19 protein-coding genes are annotated in these 20,264 nt (G+C 70.7%); 10 read left to right on the top strand and 9 right to left on the bottom strand.

Annotation, left to right across the window (positions count from 1 at the left end; all coding sequences use genetic code 11):
• The first annotated feature begins 274 nt into the window (after positions 1 to 274).
• The 5 genes from groES (at position 275) to ABZW11_RS32555 (ending at position 4,158) form a co-directional block, all read left to right on the top strand.
• Positions 275 to 589, top strand: coding sequence for a co-chaperone GroES (gene groES, locus ABZW11_RS32575; protein ID WP_219545199.1), 315 nt, complete (start codon positions 275 to 277; stop codon positions 587 to 589).
• Between the two features lie 74 nt (positions 590 to 663).
• The gene (gene groL / locus ABZW11_RS32570) at positions 664 to 2,283 is read left to right on the top strand and encodes a chaperonin GroEL (protein ID WP_355425502.1); all 1,620 of its coding nucleotides are present in this window, start codon (positions 664 to 666) and stop codon (positions 2,281 to 2,283) included.
• A gap of 161 nt (positions 2,284 to 2,444) precedes the next feature.
• Positions 2,445 to 3,044, top strand: a complete 600-nt coding sequence (locus ABZW11_RS32565; protein WP_355425499.1) for a hypothetical protein — start codon at positions 2,445 to 2,447, stop codon at positions 3,042 to 3,044.
• Between the two features lie 329 nt (positions 3,045 to 3,373).
• Positions 3,374 to 4,009, top strand: a complete 636-nt coding sequence (locus ABZW11_RS32560) for a sigma-70 family RNA polymerase sigma factor (protein WP_132334441.1) — start codon at positions 3,374 to 3,376, stop codon at positions 4,007 to 4,009.
• On the top strand, positions 4,006 to 4,158 hold the full coding sequence (locus tag ABZW11_RS32555; RefSeq protein ID WP_355425496.1) for a hypothetical protein: 153 nt from the start codon (positions 4,006 to 4,008) through the stop codon (positions 4,156 to 4,158). The genes ABZW11_RS32560 and ABZW11_RS32555 overlap by 4 nt, the downstream gene beginning before the upstream one ends.
• Here the strand turns inward: ABZW11_RS32555 and ABZW11_RS32550 are convergent.
• Together ABZW11_RS32550 and ABZW11_RS32545 are read right to left on the bottom strand one after the other, a co-directional pair.
• Entirely contained in the window at positions 4,119 to 4,496 is a 378-nt protein-coding gene (locus ABZW11_RS32550; RefSeq protein ID WP_355425493.1) for a DUF5319 domain-containing protein, read from the bottom strand. The two genes, ABZW11_RS32555 and ABZW11_RS32550, sit on opposite strands and share 40 nt — an antisense overlap.
• A 39-nt stretch (positions 4,497 to 4,535) precedes the next feature.
• Positions 4,536 to 5,552 carry a helix-turn-helix domain-containing protein gene (locus tag ABZW11_RS32545; protein ID WP_355425490.1) on the bottom strand — a complete coding sequence of 339 codons (1,017 nt, stop codon included), beginning with the start codon at positions 5,550 to 5,552 and terminating at the stop codon, positions 4,536 to 4,538.
• Positions 5,553 to 6,081: 529 nt separating this feature from the next.
• On the opposite strand from ABZW11_RS32545, the gene guaB reads away from it, so the two are divergent.
• The 3 genes from guaB to ABZW11_RS32530 are packed head-to-tail and all read left to right on the top strand — an operon-like array spanning position 6,082 to position 8,981.
• On the top strand, positions 6,082 to 7,563 hold the full coding sequence (guaB, locus tag ABZW11_RS32540) for an IMP dehydrogenase (RefSeq protein WP_355425488.1): 1,482 nt from the start codon (positions 6,082 to 6,084) through the stop codon (positions 7,561 to 7,563).
• Positions 7,564 to 7,567: 4 nt separating this feature from the next.
• The gene (locus ABZW11_RS32535) at positions 7,568 to 8,689 is read left to right on the top strand and encodes a GuaB3 family IMP dehydrogenase-related protein (protein ID WP_355425486.1); all 1,122 of its coding nucleotides are present in this window, start codon (positions 7,568 to 7,570) and stop codon (positions 8,687 to 8,689) included.
• A gap of 46 nt (positions 8,690 to 8,735) precedes the next feature.
• On the top strand, positions 8,736 to 8,981 hold the full coding sequence (locus ABZW11_RS32530; RefSeq protein ID WP_355425483.1) for a hypothetical protein: 246 nt from the start codon (positions 8,736 to 8,738) through the stop codon (positions 8,979 to 8,981).
• Between the two features lie 177 nt (positions 8,982 to 9,158).
• Here ABZW11_RS32530 and ABZW11_RS32525 read toward each other — a convergent pair whose 3' ends face one another.
• Genes ABZW11_RS32525 through ABZW11_RS32510 form a run of 4 tightly spaced genes read right to left on the bottom strand, consistent with a single transcriptional unit; the run spans position 9,159 to position 12,905 of the window.
• Complete coding sequence (locus ABZW11_RS32525) at positions 9,159 to 9,986, bottom strand: class II fructose-bisphosphate aldolase (protein ID WP_355425480.1); 828 nt, start codon at positions 9,984 to 9,986, stop codon at positions 9,159 to 9,161.
• 11 nt (positions 9,987 to 9,997) lie between these two features.
• Positions 9,998 to 10,903, bottom strand: a complete 906-nt coding sequence (locus ABZW11_RS32520) for a 1-phosphofructokinase family hexose kinase (RefSeq protein ID WP_355425477.1) — start codon at positions 10,901 to 10,903, stop codon at positions 9,998 to 10,000.
• Positions 10,900 to 12,036 (bottom strand): N-acetylglucosamine-6-phosphate deacetylase, encoded by a 1,137-nt coding sequence (gene nagA, locus ABZW11_RS32515; RefSeq protein WP_355425474.1) that lies wholly within the window; start codon positions 12,034 to 12,036, stop codon positions 10,900 to 10,902. Before nagA ends, ABZW11_RS32520 begins: the two co-directional genes overlap by 4 nt.
• Positions 12,033 to 12,905 carry a sugar isomerase gene (locus tag ABZW11_RS32510; protein WP_355425472.1) on the bottom strand — a complete coding sequence of 291 codons (873 nt, stop codon included), beginning with the start codon at positions 12,903 to 12,905 and terminating at the stop codon, positions 12,033 to 12,035. Before ABZW11_RS32510 ends, nagA begins: the two co-directional genes overlap by 4 nt.
• Positions 12,906 to 13,035: 130 nt before the next feature.
• On the opposite strand from ABZW11_RS32510, the gene ABZW11_RS32505 reads away from it, so the two are divergent.
• Both ABZW11_RS32505 and ABZW11_RS32500 read left to right on the top strand, forming a co-directional pair.
• Complete coding sequence (locus ABZW11_RS32505) at positions 13,036 to 13,806, top strand: DeoR/GlpR family DNA-binding transcription regulator (RefSeq protein WP_355425469.1); 771 nt, start codon at positions 13,036 to 13,038, stop codon at positions 13,804 to 13,806.
• Between the two features lie 86 nt (positions 13,807 to 13,892).
• Entirely contained in the window at positions 13,893 to 15,629 is a 1,737-nt protein-coding gene (locus tag ABZW11_RS32500) for a glycerol-3-phosphate dehydrogenase/oxidase (protein ID WP_355425466.1), read from the top strand.
• A 57-nt stretch (positions 15,630 to 15,686) separates the two neighbouring features.
• On the opposite strand, the gene ABZW11_RS32495 is transcribed toward ABZW11_RS32500, so the two are convergent.
• The 3 genes from ABZW11_RS32495 to ABZW11_RS32485 form a co-directional block, all read right to left on the bottom strand.
• Entirely contained in the window at positions 15,687 to 16,943 is a 1,257-nt protein-coding gene (locus ABZW11_RS32495) for a S8 family serine peptidase (RefSeq protein WP_355425463.1), read from the bottom strand.
• A gap of 157 nt (positions 16,944 to 17,100) precedes the next feature.
• Positions 17,101 to 19,071 carry a beta-propeller domain-containing protein gene (locus ABZW11_RS32490; RefSeq protein ID WP_355425461.1) on the bottom strand — a complete coding sequence of 657 codons (1,971 nt, stop codon included), beginning with the start codon at positions 19,069 to 19,071 and terminating at the stop codon, positions 17,101 to 17,103.
• A 31-nt stretch (positions 19,072 to 19,102) separates the two neighbouring features.
• The coding region (locus ABZW11_RS32485; protein ID WP_355425458.1) for a hypothetical protein at positions 19,103 to 20,264 on the bottom strand (1,162 nt) is incomplete at its 5' end.

Below are 20,264 nucleotides of genomic sequence, written 5' to 3'. Positions count from 1 at the left end.
GTCGGCGTCGTGGTCCGAGCGGGCGGGAGCGGCGTGGCCGGTGAGGCGAACATTCGTGCACGTGGGAGACTGGACCAGGTCAACGGCCTGTTCGGAGCTCTGATCGCTCTCAGCAGACGCGTTCGTGTTGACTGTCAAGCCCCTCTTGCATATGTTTCCTGTTGGCACTCTCCCCTTGAGAGTGCCAACGTGCGACGAGGCAGGTCTGACACCCGCGACGGCAGGCCCAGCTGGTCGCCTCTTCTAGATCATTCAAATCTGAAGGGGAGGTCCGATCGTGACGACCGCCACCAAGGTTCCCGTTAAGCCGCTCGGCGACCGCATTGTGGTTCAGCCGCTTGAGGCCGAGCAGACCACCGCTTCCGGCCTGGTCATCCCGGACACCGCCAAGGAGAAGCCGCAGGAGGGCAAGGTCCTCGCGGTGGGCCCGGGCAACTGGGACGAGGACGGCGAGAAGCGGATTCCGCTCGACGTCTCCGAGGGCGACATCGTCCTCTACAGCAAGTACGGCGGCACCGAGGTCAAGTACGGCGGCGAGGAGTACCTCGTGCTCTCCGCCCGCGACGTTCTCGCGATCATCGAGAAGTAGGCCGGATGTGTCGAGCCCCGGGCGCTCTTGAGGGCGGCCGGGGCTTTCGACGCTAGGAGAGGAACTTTCAGACAATGGCGAAGATCCTGGAGTTCGACGAGGACGCCCGCCGCGCGCTCGAGCGCGGCGTGAACGCCCTCGCGGACGCCGTCAAGGTAACCCTCGGCCCGCGGGGCCGTAACGTCGTCATCGACAAGAAGTTCGGTGCGCCGACGATCACGAACGACGGTGTGACCATCGCTCGTGAGATCGAGCTGGAGGAGCGCTACGAGAACCTCGGCGCCCAGCTCGCCAAGGAAGTGGCGACCAAGACCAACGACATCGCGGGCGACGGCACCACCACCGCGACCGTCCTGGCCCAGGCCATGGTCCGCGAGGGCCTGCGCAACGTCGCCGCCGGCGCCTCGCCGCTGTCGCTCAAGCGCGGCATCGACAAGGCCGCCAAGGCCGTCAGCGACCGCCTGCTGTCGACCGCCCGCGAGGTGGCCGACAAAAAGGAGATCGCCAACGTCGCCACGATCTCCGCGCAGGACGCGCAGATCGGTGACCTGATCGCCGAGGCGTTCGACAAGGTGGGCAAGGACGGTGTGCTCACCGTCGAAGAGTCCAACGCCATGGGCATGGAGCTCGAGTTCACCGAGGGCATGCAGTTCGACAAGGGCTACCTGTCGGCCTACATGGTCACCGACCCCGAGCGCATGGAGTCCGTCCTCGAGGACGCCTACATCCTGCTCACCCAGGGCAAGATCTCCTCCATCGCGGACTTCCTGCCGCTGCTGGAGAAGATCGCCCAGACGAAGAAGCCGCTGCTCGTGGTCGCCGAGGACGTCGAGGGCGAGGCCCTGGCCGTCCTGGTCACCAACAAGATCCGCGGCACCTTCACCTCGGTGGCCGTCAAGGCCCCCGGCTTCGGCGACCGCCGTAAGGCGATGCTGCAGGACATGGCCATCCTCACCGGCGGCCAGGTCGTCAGCGAGGAGGTCGGCCTCAAGCTGGAGCACGTCGGTCTCGAGGTGCTCGGCACGGCCCGCCGCGTCGTCGTCACCAAGGACGCCACGACCATCGTCGACGGCGCCGGTGACGCGCAGGCCATCGAGGACCGCGTCAAGGAGATCAAGATTGCCATCGAGCAGTCCGACTCCGACTGGGACCGCGAGAAGCTGCAGGAGCGGCTGGCCAAGCTGGCCGGCGGTGTGTGCGTGCTGCGCGTCGGCGCCGCCACCGAGGTCGAGCTGAAGGAGAAGAAGCACCGCCTCGAGGACGCGATCTCCGCGACGCGCGCCGCGATCGAGGAGGGCATCGTCTCCGGCGGTGGCTCCGCACTGATCCACGTCTCCAAGGAACTCGACGACCTCGGTCTGACGGGCGACGAGGCGACCGGCGTCGGCATCGTGCGCCGCGCGCTGGTCGAGCCGGCCCGCTGGATCGCCGAGAACGCCGGCCTCGAGGGCTACGTCGTGACGCACAAGGTCGCCGAGCTGGAGGCCGGTCACGGCCTCAACGCCGCGACCGGCGAATACGGCGACCTCATCGGCCAGGGCGTCATCGACCCGGTCAAGGTCACCCGCTCGGCCGTCCAGAACGCCGCTTCGATCGCGGGCATGCTGCTCACGACCGAAGCGCTCGTGGTGGACAAGCCCGAGGAGGAGGCGCCGGCCGCCGGCGCGGGTCACGGTCACGGCCACGGCCACTGACCGTTCCTTCCTTCCACTGACCGTACGGCCCGCACCCTGCTCAGGGTGCGGGCCGTACGGCTTTCCTGGGTCTGTACGGCTTCGCGGTGCCCGTGGTCGTCGTGAAGCGGGGGCGGGCACGTACGCTGGGCGGCGGTCGGTGTGAGGAGGTGGCCGGGGGCGTGCGGTACCGGCGGGCGGTGGAGCGGTTGCGGATGCTCGCGCGGGCGTGCGAGCAGACGCGGCGGGTGCGGGCGGACGAGCCGTTCCTGCGGGCGGCGTACGTGTTCGGCGACCTGCTCGGCGGGGCCGGCGAGGTCGAGTGCCTTGAGGTGGCGTTCGTGCTGAACCTGCCGCCCGAGGAGGTGGCGTGGGGCACGCAGCCGCCGGGGACGGCCTGGCTGGTCGACTTCCTCGATCTGGACAAGGGCGGGGTGGCCTACGTCTGGCGCTCGCATCGGGATCCGGTGGCCGACCATCACATCAGGGAGCCGGTGCGGTTCTGGTCGCTGGACGGCATCGAGGAGGACGTGCTGGCGGCGCTGGCGGAGCGGCGCTTCGGCGAGGCGCGGGCGGCGTCCGCGGGCGGGGCCGCTGCGAATGGCGTGGCCGACGTCGAGGCGGAGCTGCGGACGGCGCTGGAGCACCTCAGGGCGGTGCACGGGGCGTACTGGGACCGGCGGTGGCGGCGCGAGCACCGGAGCCTGGGCCGCTACCCAGAGCATCACCTGTGGGAGGCCGTGCGGGGCTACCTGGAGCTGCTGGACGCGCGCGACGACTGAGCGAGCGCGCGCGGAGCCGCGACTTGGGCGAGCGCGCGGCGCGGCGTGACCTCGGCCGAGCGCGCCACGCTTGGGACCGGTTCTGGGCGGGGCGGGTTATCGGGCGATGGGGGAAATTGGGGGGAAAGGTGGATTGTTGGTCGTAAACCGGGAGTGGGCGATAAGCGTCGCGGGTCTGACAAATGTCGTGCATTCCGGGTTATCAAGTGAAATATTATGTCAGTATTAAGGCTTAGTGTGGTCGCCTGATTACTGCTCGTTATCGTCGCTTCAATGTGACCAATCCGTAGCCGTTCGCCATGACGACAGGCCCGATCAGTGCGGGCATCATGCCTATCGTGAGCGAGGGAAGCGTCGCCGACGCCAAAATTGGGGTAAGGCTCGCGTCGAGACTTCCGGCACGGACGGATGACTCCGACCTTAGGGAACTGACGAGCCTCGCCGTACAGGGGGATCGCAGTGCGATCGAATCCCTGCTCGGCGAGTTGCGTCCGATGGTGGTGCGGTATTGCCGCGCCCGGCTGGGCAGGGTTTCAGGGCAATATCACATTGCCGATGACGTCGCCCAGGAGGTGTGCATCGCGGTGTTGTCCGCGCTGCCGCGATACCGCGACATGGGGCGGCCGTTCGCGTCGTTCGTGTTCGGCATCGCCTCGCACAAGGTGGCCGATGCGCTGCGCAGCTCGGTACGGTCGGCGGTGCCGACACAGGACCTGCCCGACGGCCCCGACGACGGCCCGGGGCCCGAGGAGACCGTGGTCCGCTACATCGAGGTCGAGCACGCCAGGCGGCTGCTGGCCAGGCTGCCCGAGAACCAGCGGGAGTTACTGCTGCTGCGGGTGGTGTCGGGACTCTCGGCGGAGGAGACCGGTAATGTACTCGGCATGTCACCGGGTGCAGTGCGCGTCGCCCAGCATCGGGCGCTGGCCAGGCTGCGGCAGATGGCCGAGCTGGAGTCCGCTTGACGCCAGAGGACGAGACCGACGCGCTGCTCGACGCGCTCGGCCGTGGAGAGATGCCCGATGCGGGCGATCCCGCCGTGCGGCTGCTGGCCGTGCTGCGGGATGACGTGACTCAGCGGCGCTCCTCCGTGTCGATGACGCCGTCGACGTAGCCTCTGGCGTAGTCCCAGCTGACGTAGTCGGCGGGGTCAGGGTGGAAGGCCGGCTCGTGCACCTGCGGCTGGCCTTTCTCGATCATCTGCTTGAGGTTGCCGCGCAGCAGATCCCAGTCGAAGAAGTGCTGCTCGCCACACTCCGGGCAGTCGAGTACGAGCCCCAGCACCCCCTGCGGTTCGAGCAGGGAACGGAAGACCTCGACGTCGGCGAGGTCGGTGATGGCCTCGTCGCGCTCGGCGGCCGTGAGCGGCTCGGCATCGTCGAGCGCGCCCATCGCTGAGGAAGGGTCGTTAGGGTCGTCCGCGAACGGATCGCGGGGGACGTCTTCCAGCACCTTCCCACCATATGACCGATGCGGCCCGCGCGGTGAGTATTACCTCAGCCATCCGCGCCTGGCGGCCTCCACACCTGCGTGGAAGCGGGACTGGGCGCCCAACTCGGTCATGGCGTCGGCCCATCGGGCGCGCACGGTCCGTACGGACACGCCGAGCTGTCGGGCGATGGAGTCGTCGCACAGGCCCTGCGCGGCCAGGCGCAGCACCTGGCGCACGCCGTCGGCTCTGGGCGCCCACGGCAGGGGCTGCGCGCGGGCCCACAGCTCGGTGAACAGGCTGCTCAGCACGCCGACGACGACGGAAGTGCGCACCAGGTAGAAGTTGTAGGCGTGGTCGGGCAGGTTGCCGCCCCAGTAGGCGGGCAGGCCGGCCGTCTCGGAGCCGGCGGTCATGAACCAGCTCGGCACCCGGTCGAGCGTGCGGACCTCGCCGCCGGCCTCGATGACGTTGGTCAGCTGGTCGCGTACACCGGGGTCGGTCAGCGTGAGGACCGGGACGATGGCGCGTACGGTCAGCAGGTTTCGTTTTTGCGCATCAATCCAAGGATCCGCGAATTTACGCGCAAAATCGGTCATCGTGCGTTCGTCGGGAATCGCGGTCAGTAAAGGCATCGGCGGCGACGGTGACTGCACCGCGATGCCGACGACGCTTTCGTAGAGGATGTCGGCGCCGCTCGCCATCTCCACCGTGAATGGGCCGCTGCGATAGTCGCGCCCGGCGTCGTAGTCGCGAATCAGGCCGCGGATGGAGCCGAGCGCCGAATCGATTCTGCGGCTCTCCTCGGCGAGCCGGTCGAGGCGCTGCGCGATCACCCGGCCGAGCGCGGCGGCGGGATGCCTGGCCAGGTATTGGCCCGACTGCTCGTCGATGACGCCCAGCTTGACCAGGTCGTCGAGCTGGCGGCCTACTGTGTCGATCGGGCCGTCCATCGCCTGAGCCAGATCGGAACGGGTCGCCCTGTGAAGGCGCAGCACCGCGGTGTAGAGCGCGGTTTGTGCCGAGTCGAGACCCAGCGTCTCGAAGGGATCGGACACGGTGTGGGGCTCGTCGCGCATTCTGGGCGGCTCCGGCGGGGGGACACGGGCGTGCCGCGAGGATAACTCCGCGATCGGCGCCTGTCCCGCCCTTTCGCCGAGTTGTTCCGGTGGATGTGCAGCTTCGTGCAGTTGCACGTTTGCCCATTGCGATACGCCGCTCCGTAACGCACGCTTTACCTAGCGTCGGCATTCAGAGATGGGCGCGGCGGCGCCGGCCATCAGGACGCGGAGGGGGGTTCGGTGGTGCGGAGCGCCACCTCGCCCGGATGCCGATGGCCCGGGGACGGGACGGATCACCGACCGTCCCGTCCCCGGGCACTTCCGATGCCGGGAGTACGAACGGCTGTGGGGGCCTTCGTCCTCCCGGCATCAGTGCGTTCCCCGCCGGATTCCCCGCCGGATTCCCCACCGACTCCACGCCGATTCCCCACCGACTCCACGCCGAATCCACGCCGAATCGCGCGGGCCGCCTCCCTGCATCGATGCGTTTGGAGGCAGGCCCTAGACTTGAGTCCATTCAGCGCGCGAGGCAGGAGGGGGCCGCGGCATGTCCAAGTTCACCGAGATGGGTTTGACCTTCGATGACGTGCTGCTGGTGCCCGGCTATTCAGATCTCCAACCAGGCGAGGCCGACACCCGGTCACGCCTGTCACGGGGCATCACGCTGTCGATCCCGCTGGTCTCCGCGGCCATGGACACCGTGACCGAGGCCCGCATGGCGGTCGCCATGGCGCGCCAGGGCGGCATCGGCATCCTGCACCGTAACCTGGCGGTCGAGGAGCAGGCCCAGCAGGTCGATCTCGTCAAGCGATCCGAGGCCGGCATGGTCACCAACCCGGTGACCTGCAGCCCCGACGACACGCTCGCCGACGTCGAACGGCTGTGCGCCACCTACCGCATCTCCGGCGTGCCGGTGACCGACGTGGCGGGCAAGCTCGTCGGCATCGTGACCAACCGCGACATGCGCTTCGAGACCGACCAGACGCGCCCCGTGCGCGCGGTCATGACGAAGATGCCGCTGGTCACCGCGCCGGTCGGGGTCTCCCGCGACGAGGCGTTCACGCTGCTGCGGCACAACAAGATCGAGAAGCTGCCGCTCGTCGACGCCGACGGCCGGCTGCGCGGCCTGATCACCGTCAAAGACTTCACCAAGAGCGAGCAATACCCGCTGTCCACCAAAGACGCCGACGGCCGCCTGCTGGTCGGCGCCGCGGTGGGCGTCGGCGGCGACGCGGACGAGCGGGCCAAGGCGCTCATCGACGCCGGCGTCGACGTGATCGTCGTCGACGTCGCGCACGGCCACTCCAAGGGCCTGGCCGACATGATCGCCAAGGTCAAGGCCAACAGCAGCGTCGAGGTCATCGGCGGCAACATCGCCACCAGGGCGGGCGCCCAGATGCTGGTCGAGGCGGGCGCCGACGCCGTCAAGGTCGGCGTGGGCCCCGGCTCCATCTGCACCACCCGCGTCGTGGCCGGGGTCGGCGCGCCGCAGGTCACCGCCATTTACGAGGCGTCGAAGGCGTGCGCGCCCGCCGGGGTGCCGGTCATCGGCGACGGCGGCCTCCAATACTCCGGCGACATCGTCAAGGCCATCGCCGCGGGCGCCGACACGGTCATGCTGGGCTCGCTGCTCGCCGGCTGCGAGGAGTCGCCCGGTGAGCTGATCTTCATCAACGGCAAGCAGTTCAAGTCCTACCGGGGCATGGGGTCGCTCGGCGCCGTACGCAACCGCGAGCGCGGCGGCACCTCCTACAGCAAGGACCGCTACGCGCAGGCCGAGTCCGGCGGCGAGGACAAGTACATCCCCGAGGGCATCGAGGGCCAGGTCCCCTACCGCGGCCCGGTCGCGGCGGTCGCCCACCAGCTCGTCGGCGGGCTGCGCCAGGGCATGTGGTACGCCGGCTGCCGCACGATCGAGCAGATGCACACCGACTGCGAGCTCATGCCGATCACGGCGGCGGGGCTCAAGGAGAGCCACCCCCACGACATCCAGATGACCGTGGAAGCTCCGAACTATCACAGAAGGTAAGTTCATGACTCAGCAGGTGGAGATCGGCCGGGGCAAGACCGGGCGGAGGGCGTACTCGCTCGACGAGATCGGCCTGGTGCCCTCGCGGCGCACCCGCGACCCGGAGGAGGTGTCGATCGCCTGGCAGATCGACGCCTACCGGTTCGAGCTGCCCGTGGTCGTCGCTCCCATGGACAGCGTGGTCTCGCCGGCCACCGCCATCGAGATCGGCCGGCTCGGCGGCCTCGCCCCGCTCGACCTCGAGGGGCTGTGGACCCGCTACGAGGACCCGCTGCCGCTGCTGGAGGAGTGCGCCGCCCTCGACCAGGAGGCGGCCACCAGGCGGCTGCAGGAGATCTACGCCGCGCCGATCCAGGAGGAGCTGATCGGCCGCAGGATCGAGGAGATCCGCGCGTCCGGGGTGACCACGGCCGTCCGCCTGTCGCCGCAGCGCACGGTGCAGTACCACAAGGCCGTGATCGACGCGGGCGTCGACATCTTCGTCATCCGCGGCACCACCGTCTCCGCCGAGCACGTCTCCGGGCGGGCCGAGCCGCTCAACCTCAAGCAGTTCATCTACGAGCTCGACGTGCCGGTCATCGTGGGCGGCTGCGCCACCCACACCGCCGCGCTCCACCTCATGCGCACCGGCGCGGCCGGCGTGCTGGTCGGCTTCGGCGGCGGCGCCTCCCACACCACCCGCAACGTGCTCGGCGTCGCGGTGCCGATGGCGACCGCGATCTCCGACGTGGCGGCGGCCCGGCGTGACTACATGGACGAGTCCGGCGGCCGCTACGTGCACGTCATCGCCGACGGCGGCATGGGCACCTCCGGCGACATCGCCAAGGCCATCGCCTGCGGGGCCGACGCGGTCATGGTCGGCTCGCCGCTGGCCCGCGCCGCCGAGGCGCCGGGGCACGGCTTCCACTGGGGCTCCGAGGCGCACCACCCCGACCTGCCGCGCGGGCGCCGCGTCGAGTTCGGCATGGTGGGCACGCTGGAGCAGATCCTGCACGGGCCGTCCAGCGTGGCCGACGGGTCGATGAACCTCATGGGCGCGCTCAAGCGCACCATGGCCTCCACCGGCTACTCCGACATCAAGGAGTTCCAGCGGGTCGAGGTCGTCGTGGCGCCGATCCAGCGCTGATCCTCCTCAAGACGCACGCGCGGGGCCACCGCTAAAGTCCCTGTCCATGGACGAATCGCTCGAAGACCGGGTCGAACGGCTCGAACAGCAGGTGGCCTCGCTCCAGCGTTACCTGGGCATCCAGCTCGACGACTCCGGCGGGCTGCGGCTGCCGCCGGAGTTCCACGAGGCGTTGCGCAACGGCAAGCTGGTCAAGGCCATCGCGATCTACCGCAAGGAGACCGGGGCCTCGCTGGTGCACGCCAAGAAGGCCGTGGGGAACATGCAGCGCCGCCTGTCGGTCGAGCCCTGACCCCCGGATGGCCGATTCGACGCACACCCACGCCGTGTCGTACGAGGGTGATCGGGTCGTCAAGCGGGACCTCGCGACCGAGCCTGGCGCGGGGAGCGCGAGTGGCGGTCGAGGGGCGCCAGGGCGGTCCAGGGGCGCCCCCGCCGGGCACGTTCGAGCGTCAGGTGGAGCGGGTGCTCAGCCGCCTGTGAGCACGCCGAGCAGGTGGGAGACCTCGCGGGCCACAGCATCGCGGCCGGCCGCGAGGTATTTGCGGGAGTCCACCACGCGCTCGTCGTGGGCCAGATAGTCGCGCACGGCCCCGGTGAACGCCTTGTTCAGGTGGGTCGCGATGTTGATCTTCTTCATGCCCCGCTGTACGGCCTCGCGCAGCACGTCGTCCGGCACCCCCGACGAGCCGTGCAGCACCAGCGGCACCGGTACGGCGGCCCGCAGCTCGGCGATCAGCTCCAGGTCGAGCACCGCGTCCTTGGTCGTCATGGCGTGGGAGGTGCCGACGGCCACGGCCAGTGCGTCCACGCCGGTCCGCGTCACGTAGCCGACGGCCTCGTGCGGCTTGGTGCGCGCCCCGGGCGCGTGCACGCCGTCCTTGCCCCCGACCTCGCCCAGCTCGGCCTCCACCCACACGCCGCGCTCGTGGCACCAGGCGGCGACCTCGGCCGTGCTCGCGACGTTCTCCTCGTCGGGCAGCGCGGAGGCGTCGTACATGACCGAGCCGAGGCCCAGCCCGACGGCTTCCTCGACGAGCGCGCGGTCGGTGGCGTGGTCGAGGTGCACGGCGACCGGCACCTCGGCGCGCCGGGCGACGGCGAGCGCGGCCAGCGCGATGGGCTCCAGCGCGCCGTGGTAGCGCACGCAGTTCTCGCTGATCTGCAGCACGACGGGCAGGCCGAGCGCTTCGGCGCCGGCGACGATGGCGGTGGCGTGCTCGAGCTGGATCACGTTGAACGCGCCCACCCCTGCGGGTGACCGACGGACGATGTCGCCGATGGGGGTGAGGGGCATGGCGGGCTCCTTCAGCTGATGGTGATCTGGGGGTGGATGTCGGCGTACACGCCGGGGTCGATCTCGCCGGCGACGGGTGTGGCGACGGCGGCGGCGCCAAGGGCGGCGGCGCGGCGCAGGCGCTCCGGCCACGGCTCGCGCTGGACCAGGCCCAGCGCCAGCCCGGCGACGAGCGAGTCACCGGCCCCCGTGGGGTTGCCGCGCACGGTGTACGGCATGCGCGCGCGGAACGTTCCCTCACCGGTGACGGCGAGCAGCCCGTCGGCGCCCATGGACACGACGACCGCCTGCGCGCCCTGCCCGCGCAGGGCCTGGGCGCCCTCGGCCGGATCGCCCGGAACGGCTCTGGCCAGCTCTTCGGCGTTGGGCTTGACGATGGAAGGCCGGCCCTTGGGCGCGTGGCGCAGCGGCTCGCCGTCGGCGTCCACGATGGCGGGCACGCCCAGGGAGGCGGCGATCGCGGCGAGCGTGGCGTAGGCGTCGGCGGGGACGCCGCGCGGCAGGCTGCCGGACAGCACGACCGCGTCGGCGCCGGCCAGCAGCGACTCGTAGCGGCGGGTGAAGCCGGCCAGCTCGGCGGCGCTCACCTCGGGCCCTGGCTCGTTGAACAGCGCCGTACGGCCTGCCTCCGGGTCGGTGACGGCGAGGGTGGTGCGGGAGTCGGCGGCCACGGGGCAGAGGTCGTGGGGGAGACCGGCGTCCCGCAGATCGTCGGCGATCGCCCGGCCGGTGGCGCCCCCGGCCAGGCCGGTGACCAGCACGTCGCGGCCGAGTGCGCGCAGCACCCTGGCGACGTTCACGCCCTTGCCCCCGGCCCGCCGATGCACGGCGGCGACGCGGTTGACGCCGTCCCAGTCGGCGCCCGGCACCCGGTAGGTGGTGTCGAGGGCGAGGTTGAGGGTCACCGTGACGATCATGAAGGCTCCGTGATCCAGACGCCGTCCTTCAGCACGCCGTCCACTTGCAGGGAGTCGGAGAGCACGACCAGGTCGGCGGCCTTGCCGACGGCGATCGAGCCGATGCGGTCGGCCAGGCCGAGCACGCGGGCGGGGGTCAGTGAGGTCACCTGGACGGCGTCCGGCAGCGACAGGCCCAGCTCCTGGACCGCGCGGCGGAAGGCGACGTCCATGGTGAGCGTCGAGCCCGCGATCGAGCCGCCCTCGGCCAGCCTGGCCACGCCGTCGCGCACGTGGACCTGCATGGGGCCGAGCACGTAGTCGCCGTCGCCGAGGCCGGTGGCGGACATCGCGTCGGTGATGAGCATCGTGCGGCCTGGCCCGGCCACCTCGTACGCCAGCCGCAGCATGGCCGCGTGGACGTGCACCCCGTCGTTGATCAGCTCGACCGTCACCCGCTCGTCGTCGAGCAGCGCCGCGATCGGGCCGGGCGCGCGGTGGCCGAGCGGCGGCATCGCGTTGTAGAGGTGGGTGGCCACGGTGGCGCCCGCCTCGATGCCGGCGATGGTCTGCTCGTAGTCGGCGTCGCTGTGGCCGATGGCGGCGATGACGCCCTCGGCGGCGGCCATCCTGATCGTGTCGAGCGCGCCGGGCAGCTCGGCCGCGATCGTCACCATGCGGGCGTGCCCGCGCGCGGCCTTGACCAGCCCGGCGAACTCCTGCGGCGACGGCTCGCGCAGCAAGGTCGGGTCGTGCGCGCCGCAGCGGGCCTTGGCGATGTAGGGGCCCTCGAAGTGCACGCCGGCCAGCAGGCCCTCCTCGCACAGCTCCGCCAGCGCCGCGGCCGCCCTGCTCACGCCGTCGAGCGTGTCGGTGACCAGGCTGCCCACCATCGTGGTGGTGCCGTGGCGCCGGTGCAGCGCCACGGCGTCACGCGCCTTGTCCTGCTCGCCGGTGGGGAAGGAGCCGCCCGCGCCCCCGTGGTTGTGCACGTCCACGAACCCGGGGACCACGTGACGTCCGCCCAGCCGCAGGCCGGGCCCGGGGGCGGCGCCGTGGCCGACGTGCGTGACGCGGCCGTCTTCGATGGTCAGCCACCCCTCGTGAACTCCCTCGGGCGTCACGATCCTGGCGTCGGCAAGAGTAAGGCTCATGAGGAAAGGATCACAGATCGCGTGAGGTGCATGGGCTCGTCGGGGTTGAGCCCGCGGGCGAAGGCTCGCGCCACCGCGACCCGCTGGGCGCGGATCAGCTCGGCCATCGGGTCGAGCCCGCTCTCCACGAACGTGCCGCCGGTCGCCTCCACCTGGGCGCGCAGGCCCTCGGGCGCGGTGCCGAGCATCCACGTCACGCGTCCCGGCCCGGCGATGCTGATCGGGCCGTGGCGGTATTCCATCGCCGGGTACGCCTCCGTCCACGACCTGGACGCCTCGCGCATCTTCAGCGCCGCCTCCTGGGCGAGCCCGACCGACCAGCCGGCGCCGAGGAAGCTGAACTGCTCGGCGGCGACCAGCGCGTCGGGCAGCGGCTCGGCGAGCGCCCGCTCGGCGTCGGCGATCGCCCGGGTGAGGTCCTCGCCGAGACTGGCCCGGAGCATGGCGAGCTGGGTCGTGGCGAACCGGGTCTGCACGACGGACCGCTCGTCGGCGTAGTCGAGCACGATCAGGTCCTGCGCGGCGTCCCTGATCGGCGTCTCGGGGTCGGCCGTGATGGCGGTGGTTCTGGTCCCGGTCCTGCCGAGCAGGTCGAGCACCTCTGTCGTGGTGCCGGAGCGGGTCAGCGCGAGCACGCGGTCGTAGCCGCGGCCTTCGGGGAACTCGGAGGCGGCGAACGCGTCGGTCTCGCCGTGCCCGGCACGCTCGCGCAGCACCGCGTACGCCATCGCGATGAACCACGACGTACCACAGCCGACGACGGCGACCCGCTCACCTCGCGCGGGGAGCGCGCCGGCGGGGACGTTCGCGACGGCGCGCTGCCAGCACGACGGCTGGGACGCGATCTCGGCTTCGGTGTGGGTGGTCACCACTTACCTCCACATGATTGATTGTTTCTGCGGTTTTTATACCAGAACAGAGCATAAATGAACATCGGTAGCTCTGGGGCCCCAGGTTGTGCCACGCTTGCTCCTGACCTCATCCCCTAGGGAGGCCGCTGTGTCCCGCTACGACCGCTGGAACGCCATCCTGGAGCTGCTCGCGCAGGAAGGCAGGTTGTCGGTGGAAGAGGCGGCGCAGGCTCTCGACGTCTCCACCGCCACCATCAGGCGGGACTTCGACCAGCTCGCCCAGCAGCAGATGCTCATGCGCACGCGCGGCGGCGCCGTCTCCCAGAGCGTCAGCTACGACCTGCCGCTGCGCTACAAGACCGCGCGGCACGCCGACGAGAAGCACCGCATCGCGGCGGCGGCGGCCGAGCTGGTCTCGCCGGGCGCCGTGGTCGGGCTCAACGGCGGCACCACCACCTCCGAGCTGGCCCGCACGCTGGCCACCATGGGCACGCTGGAGAGCGGCTTCACCATCGTCACCAACGCGCTCAACATCGCCTCCGAGCTCACCGTGCGCAGGCACGTCAAGATCGTGGTGACCGGCGGGGTGGCCAGGCCGCAGTCGTACGAGCTGATCGGCCCGCTGGCCTCGGGCGTGCTCGAACAGGTCACGCTCGACGTCGCCTTCCTCGGCGTGGACGCGCTCGACGTCGAGCTGGGCGCCTCCGCGCACCACGAGGGCGAGGCCAGCGTCAACCACCTGCTGATCAGCAGGGCCGCCCAGGTCGTGGTGGTGGCCGACTCCTCCAAGGTCGGCAGGCGGGCGTTCTCCCGCATCTGCCCGATCGACCAGATCGACACGCTCGTCACCGACGCCAGGCTCAGCGACGAGCTGGCCGGCCGGCTCACCGAGGCCGGGGTCAAGGTCGTCCGCGCCTGAGAGCGCGCCCCCGCAGAAGGCGTTACAGGTCGGACGCTGCGCGGGTAGGTATGAGTAACAGCGACAAAGCCGTTTCAGGGGGAAATATGGCGTCGGGAAAGTGCGCGGCCCGGCTCGGGCCCGCGGAGCGGGCCGAGGCGCTGGAGCGCATGACGGCTCAGGAACTCGACGTGGTCGTGGTCGGCGGCGGCGTCGTGGGTGCCGGCATCGCGCTCGACGCGGTGACGAGGGGCCTCGACGTGGCCCTCGTGGAAGCGCGCGACTTCGCCTCCGGCACCTCCTCACGCTCGTCCAAGCTCATCCACGGCGGTCTGCGCTACCTGGAGCAGCTCAACTTCGACCTGGTACGCGAGGCGCTCCAGGAACGCGCCCTGCTGCTCCAGCGCATCGCGCCCCACCTGGTCAGACCCGTGCCGTTCCTGTTCCCGCTGACCCACTACGGCTGGGAACGCCCGTACGTGGGCGCCGGCGTCACGCTCTACGACACGCTCGGCTTCGCGACCGGCCTGACCCGCGGCGTGCCGGGACACCGCCACCTGTCCAGGTCGCGGGCGCTGCGCCTGGCCCCTGCGCTGAAGAAGAGCGCCTTCACCGGCGCCGTCCAATACTGGGACGCCCAGGTGGACGACGCCCGCTTCGTCATGATGACGCTGCGTACCGCGGCCACCTACGGCGCGCACGTCGCGCAGCGGGCCCAGGTCGTCGGGTTCCTGCGGGAGGGCGAGCGGGTCACCGGCGTACGGGTGCGCGACCTGGAGAGCGGCGACGAGTTCGACGTACGCGCCAGGCAGGTGGTCAACGCGACCGGCGTGTGGACCGACGACATCCAGGAGCTGGTGGGCGGCCGTGGCCAGATCCACGTGCGCGCCTCCAAGGGCATCCACCTGGTCGTGCCGCGCGACCGCATCCACTCACTGACCGGCATCATCCTGCGTACGGAGAAGTCGGTGCTGTTCGTCATCCCGTGGGGCCGCCACTGGATCATCGGCACCACCGACACCGACTGGACGCTCGACAAGAGCCACCCGGCCGCCTCCCGCGCCGACATCGACTACCTGCTCGACCACGTCAACGCGATCCTGTCGGTGCCGCTGACCCGCGACGACGTCGAGGGCGTCTACGCGGGGCTGCGGCCGCTGCTGTCGGGCGAGTCCGACGAGACCTCGAAGCTGTCCAGGGAGCACGTGGTGGCCCATCCCGTGCCCGGGCTGGTGATGGTGGCGGGCGGCAAGTACACGACGTACCGGGTGATGGCGCGCGACGCCGTGGACGCGGTGGCGCACGGGCTCGACCAGCGGGTGCCGCGCTCGTGCACCGACCGCATCCCGCTGGTCGGCGCCGAGGGCTACCAGGCGCTGTGGAACGCCCGCCACCGCCTCGCCCAGGAGTCGGGGCTGCACGTGGCGCGGATCGAGCACCTGCTGCACCGCTACGGCTCCCTCATCGACGAGCTGCTTGAGCTGATCAAGGAGGACCCGTCGCTGGCCAGGCCGCTGGAGGGGGCCGACGACTACCTGCGTGCCGAGATCGTCTACGCCGCCACCGCCGAGGGCGCCCGGCATCTGAACGACGTGCTGACCCGGCGTACCCGCATCTCCATCGAGACCTTCCACCGCGGGGTGGGGGTGGCGCGGGAGGCCGCCGAGCTGATGGCCGGGCCGCTCGACTGGGACGGCGAGCAGGTCAAGCGGGAGGTCGAGTACTACACCAAGCGGGTGGAGGCCGAGCGGCGCTCCCAGGAGCAGGACTCCGACCAGGAGGCCGACGCGATCAGGCTGGGCGCGCCGGAGATCGTCCCCGTGGTGGTGCCGGAGGGCGCCTAGCCATGGGAAGGGCGGCCCGCGGCGCTGCGGATCTCCGCGGACCGCCCGTGTCAGAGGTCAGGCGGGGTTGTAGACGCTCGCTTCATGGACGTCGAGCAGGGGTTCCTTGACGCCGTCGCCGGAGTCGTCGGTCCAGTTGGAGTTGCCGGTCGAAATCAGCGTGCTGCGCACGGCCAGCGAGCCGGCCCGCGTCGTCGGCTTGGCCGCACCCGAGGTGAGCAGGGCCGCCGCGCCCGCGACGTGCGGGCTGGCCATCGAGGTGCCGCTGATCGTGCTGTAGCCGCCGCTGCGGTAGGTCGAGTAGATGCAGGTGCCGGGCGCGGTGATCTCCACCGTGGCGCCGTAGTTGGAGTAGAACGCGGACGTGTCGTCCTGGTCGGTCTCGCTGCGGCAGGACAGCCTGTTGCCGCCGGCGCCGCCCGCCAGGCCGTCGTTGTCGGTCAGCGCGGAGACGGTGACGACGTCGGGGTGGTTGGCGGGGAAGAACGAGGACGTGTTGGCGTGGCTGTTGCCGGCGGCCACCACGACGACGATGCCGGCGTTGACCGCGTTGGTGATGGCCGAGCTGATCGCGCTGCTTGAGCAGCCGCTGCAGCCCAGGCTCAGGTTGATGACCTCGATGGTGGCGCGCCGTGCCACCACCCAGTCGATGCCGGCCGCGATGCCCGCGAGCGAGCCGGAGCCGGCCGCGTTGAGCACCTTGACGCCGTGGATGCGCGCGCCGGGCGCGACGCCCACCGGGCCGATGGCGTTGTCGATCGCGCCGACGGTGCCGGCGACGTGCGAGCCGTGGCCGTTGTCGTCGGTGCCGGAGTTGTTGGTGCAGAAGCCGATCACGCAGTTGGCCCTGGCGACCACGTTCAGGTCGGGGTGGTTCTGGTCGACGCCGGTGTCCACCACGGCGACGTCCACGTCCACGCGCTCGTCGTCGGTGCCGTCGATGTCGAGGTTGGGGTTGCTGGGGCCGAAGATCCGGCTGACGCCGGTGGGCGTGGTCTGCGCGAAGTGGGTGACCACGGCGTCGGGCTCCACGCTGAGCACGCTGGGGTCGCCCTTGAGCTTCTCGGCGGCGGCGGCGCTCAGGCGGGCGGTGTAGCCCTTGAAGGCGTGCTGGTAGACGCCGACGAGCTCGCCGCCGAGCTGCGCGACCTGGGTCTCGGCCGCGCTGTGCGTGCCGCGCAGTGACGGGTCGAGCTGGACGATGTACGTGCCTTCTGGGGCTGCTTGCTGGGCGGATGCGGACACGGGCAGCGGCACCGCGAGTAACGCGAGCGCGCTGACGAGCAATGCGAGCAGGGGGGTGCGTGGTCGCATGGCAGCGTGGGCCCTTTCTCGTGACGCGGACCGGCGGCGGCTTGTGACGGTCTACCGCCTGATCCGACAGGACGGTGTCATCAAAGTTTTCATCATTTGTCGGGATAAGTCCATAAAAAAGGTGCCGGTTCGTTACGAACCGGCACCTTCTGGTTGCTTAACGAAGCGGGATCCACGCTTGTGAGGTGAGCGAGTCCATGTCGTTGACCTGGACGCCCTCGTGCGACACCGTCCAGAGGGAGTCCCCGATGACCACCGAGCGCTCGATGCCCGGCTGGTACGGGTAATCGCCTTCCTTCACGGGATGCTCGATCATGCCGAGCCGCCGCACCTCCTTGTCGTCGATCTTCAGCACCAGGGCTCCCGACTTCTCCGCCTGGACCAGCGGCACCACCGCGAGTCCCGTCTTCGGCCAGTAAAGGAACGCGTGCGGGTCCCACTCGGCGCCCGAGCCCGAGTCGCGCTGGAAGAACCGCGACAGCCGGCGTGGCGTCGCCGGGTCGCTCACGTCGAACAGCGACACCTGCGTGCCCAGCGTCCTGCCCTTCTCGCTGGCCTCCTGGCCGATCCCGATCAGCCGGCCGTCCGCACCCGGGTGCAGGTACGCCGAGTAGCCGGTGATCTTCAGCTCGCCCGTCACCTTGGGCTGCGCCGGGTCGCGCAGGTCGAGCGTGTAGAGCGGGTCCACCTGGCGGAACGTCACGCAGTAGCCGATCGCGCCGATGAAGCGCACCGAGTAGATGCGCTCGCCCTTGCCGAGGCCGCCGACCTCGCCCACCTTCTCCAAGGTCGTGGCCTTGAGCACGTGGACGGTGCTGGAACTGCCGGTGCCGTCGGCCGCGGTGAGCGTGGTGGCCAGGCGGAGGTGGCCGTCGTGCTCCGACAGCGAGTACTGGTTGAGCAGGCGGCCCGGCACCTTGCCCGAGGCCACGTACGCGGGGGCGCCCGGCTTGGTGATGTCGAAGCGGTGCACCTCCGTCTCCTCGGGCGGCGGCGTGCGCGCCGGATACGGCACGTCGACGGCCGGCTCGCTCGGAGTCGGCTCGTCGGCCGGGGCCGCGCCCGACGGGCGGGGCGTGGGGGTGGGCGGGGGCTCGACAGGGAGCGGGCGCACCACGGGGAACCACCAGCGGGGGTTGCTGGCGACGTACAGGCTCTGGCCGGTGCCGTAGACGATGTCGCCGTCGGCGGCCAGGCTGATCGGGTCGGTGCCCGCCGCCGTGACGCCGCCGGCCAGGTCGATCGTGTGCACGGTCAGCATCGAGGTGCCGGTGTAGTCGGCGGGGTGGCTGACCCGCTCGCACGCCACCCGGCTCTTCGTGACCTTCCCCGCCGCGTCGGTGATCTCGATGGCCGGCAGCCACGACTCGGCCGGCGCCTTCTCGATCGCGGCCCGGTTCGCCGCGATCAGGTCCGCCTCTTTGGCGTCGGGGCGCGGCTCCGGGAAGGTGATCTGGGGCTCGCTGCGGGTGACCAGCCGGACCATGTCGCCCACCAGCCGGGCGTCCACGTACGAGCCCTGCGGCTTGATCGTGCTCAGCACCTTGGGCTCGCCCGCGAGGTCCACCAGCACGTACCGGGTGTCACCCACGGGGCCGGCGATCCGCTTGTACATGATGTCGCCGCCGCGCATCAGCACGAGCGCCCGGTCACCCGCGACCAGCAGGTCCGCGGGGACGCCGGGGCCGCCCTCGCCCTCGGTCAGCCTGAGCGAGGCGGTGATCTTCCTGGTCGCCGTGTCGATGACGCGCAGGGTGCCGTTCACGACCGTGATGAGCCGGTCGCCGTCGGTCTTGACCAGGTCGGGCTCGTCCACGCCGGCCTCGTGCACGTTCGTGGTCGAATGCTCGGGCGTCTGCGTCGTCCGCGCCTTCGCCTCGCTGCGTACGCTGTCCTCCATGGCCATCGGCATCGCGTGGCCGAAGCCGTACGGGCCGACGTTCTCGGCGGCGTGCTCACGCAGGCCGGTCAGCAGGTCGTCGCACCCGTCGTACGCCACCAGGCGCACCGCGCCGAGACTCGTCCTCCTGGGCGCCGGGTCCTCGCCCCCGCCCGTCGGAGCGGTGCAGGCGGTCGTGACCGCGGCCAGCGCGGCGGCGGTCACGGCCGTACGGATCAGCGTGTTCATGTCCCCATCACGGCCGGGCGGGCCGGATGGTTCACGAACCGTGCGCCGGGTTCCTGGTGAAGACCGGATCGAGGTCGAGGCTGTCGGGCACCTCCATGAGCTTGCGCACGAGCTTGCCCTTGAAGTCCACCACCTGCACCTCGTCGCCGGCGCCGTTGTCGTTCTCCCAGCAGAACAGGTGCTCCTCGTCGTAGAAGCCGAGCACCTCGTCGCAGTCGGAGTAGAACGTGCGCAGCCGCTCGCCCGTCCCGGCGTCCCACACGCAGTGGTCGTTGTACGTGCCGTCCGGGCAGTTGGTGACGAACGCGTCGCCCGAGGGCGAGAAGAGGTCCTGGGTGGTGTCGGCGGCGAGCGTGCCGATGTTCGCCTGCGAGCGCACGGCCCTGCCCTGGGTGTCGAAGAAGCGCAGGCTCAGGTCGTCCTCGTCGCCGTAGACGTTGACCGTGCCCGTCTCGTCGCCGTCGAAGCCCCACGAGCTGCCCCTGACGTCGGGGTCGCCGACGTCCACCCGCTTGACGCGCTTCGTGGCCACGTCCACCAGCATGAAGCCCGGGTACGTCCAGGTGTCGCCGCGCTTGTGCCCGATGCTGAGCAGGATCGTCTCGCCGTTCTTCGACCAGTTCCTGATGATGCCGGTCTGCGGCTTCTTGACGGTCTTGATCGTGGTGCGCTCGCCGGTCTCGCGGTCGGCGATGACGATGAAGTCATGGTCGTCGGGGGTGTAGCGCTTGCCCCTGGAGGCCAGGTAGCGGCCGTCGGGGGAGACCAGCGACTCCATGTTGCCCGCGTACTTCGTGAACGGGCCGCGCAGCGAGTCCCTGGCGTAGTCGGTCCACGTCTCCTCTTTCTCGTCGTAGATCTCGTACGAGGTCAGCACGATGGCGTCGGACGGGTTCTCGTACAGGGAGATCGCGCCGCCGGGCAGCGTCCGCTTCGTGCCCCTGGCCGGGACGTCCGTCCGGCCCGCCGAGGTCGTCTCCTGCCTGGGGCGGCCGCGCTCCGCCCGTGGGGTCGTCGTCTTCTTCCCCTCCTCCCGCGGGGTGGCGGGCGGGCTCGCCACCGACGCCTTGTCCGCCTGGATCGCCACGAAGACGCCGGCGAGGACCAGCAGCGCGATCGCCACGGCGGCGCCCGCGACCAGCGGCGCCCGCCTGCCGCTCTTCGGCGGCTGGGCCGCCGGATGGGTGGGCGGC

Origin of the sequence: Nonomuraea sp. NPDC004580, assembly GCF_040609855.1 — a bacterium.
Classification (GTDB): domain Bacteria; phylum Actinomycetota; class Actinomycetes; order Streptosporangiales; family Streptosporangiaceae; genus Nonomuraea; species Nonomuraea salmonea.
The sequence above is the reverse complement of the archived record's forward strand: the minus strand, read 5'-3'. Positions and strand labels throughout refer to the sequence as shown.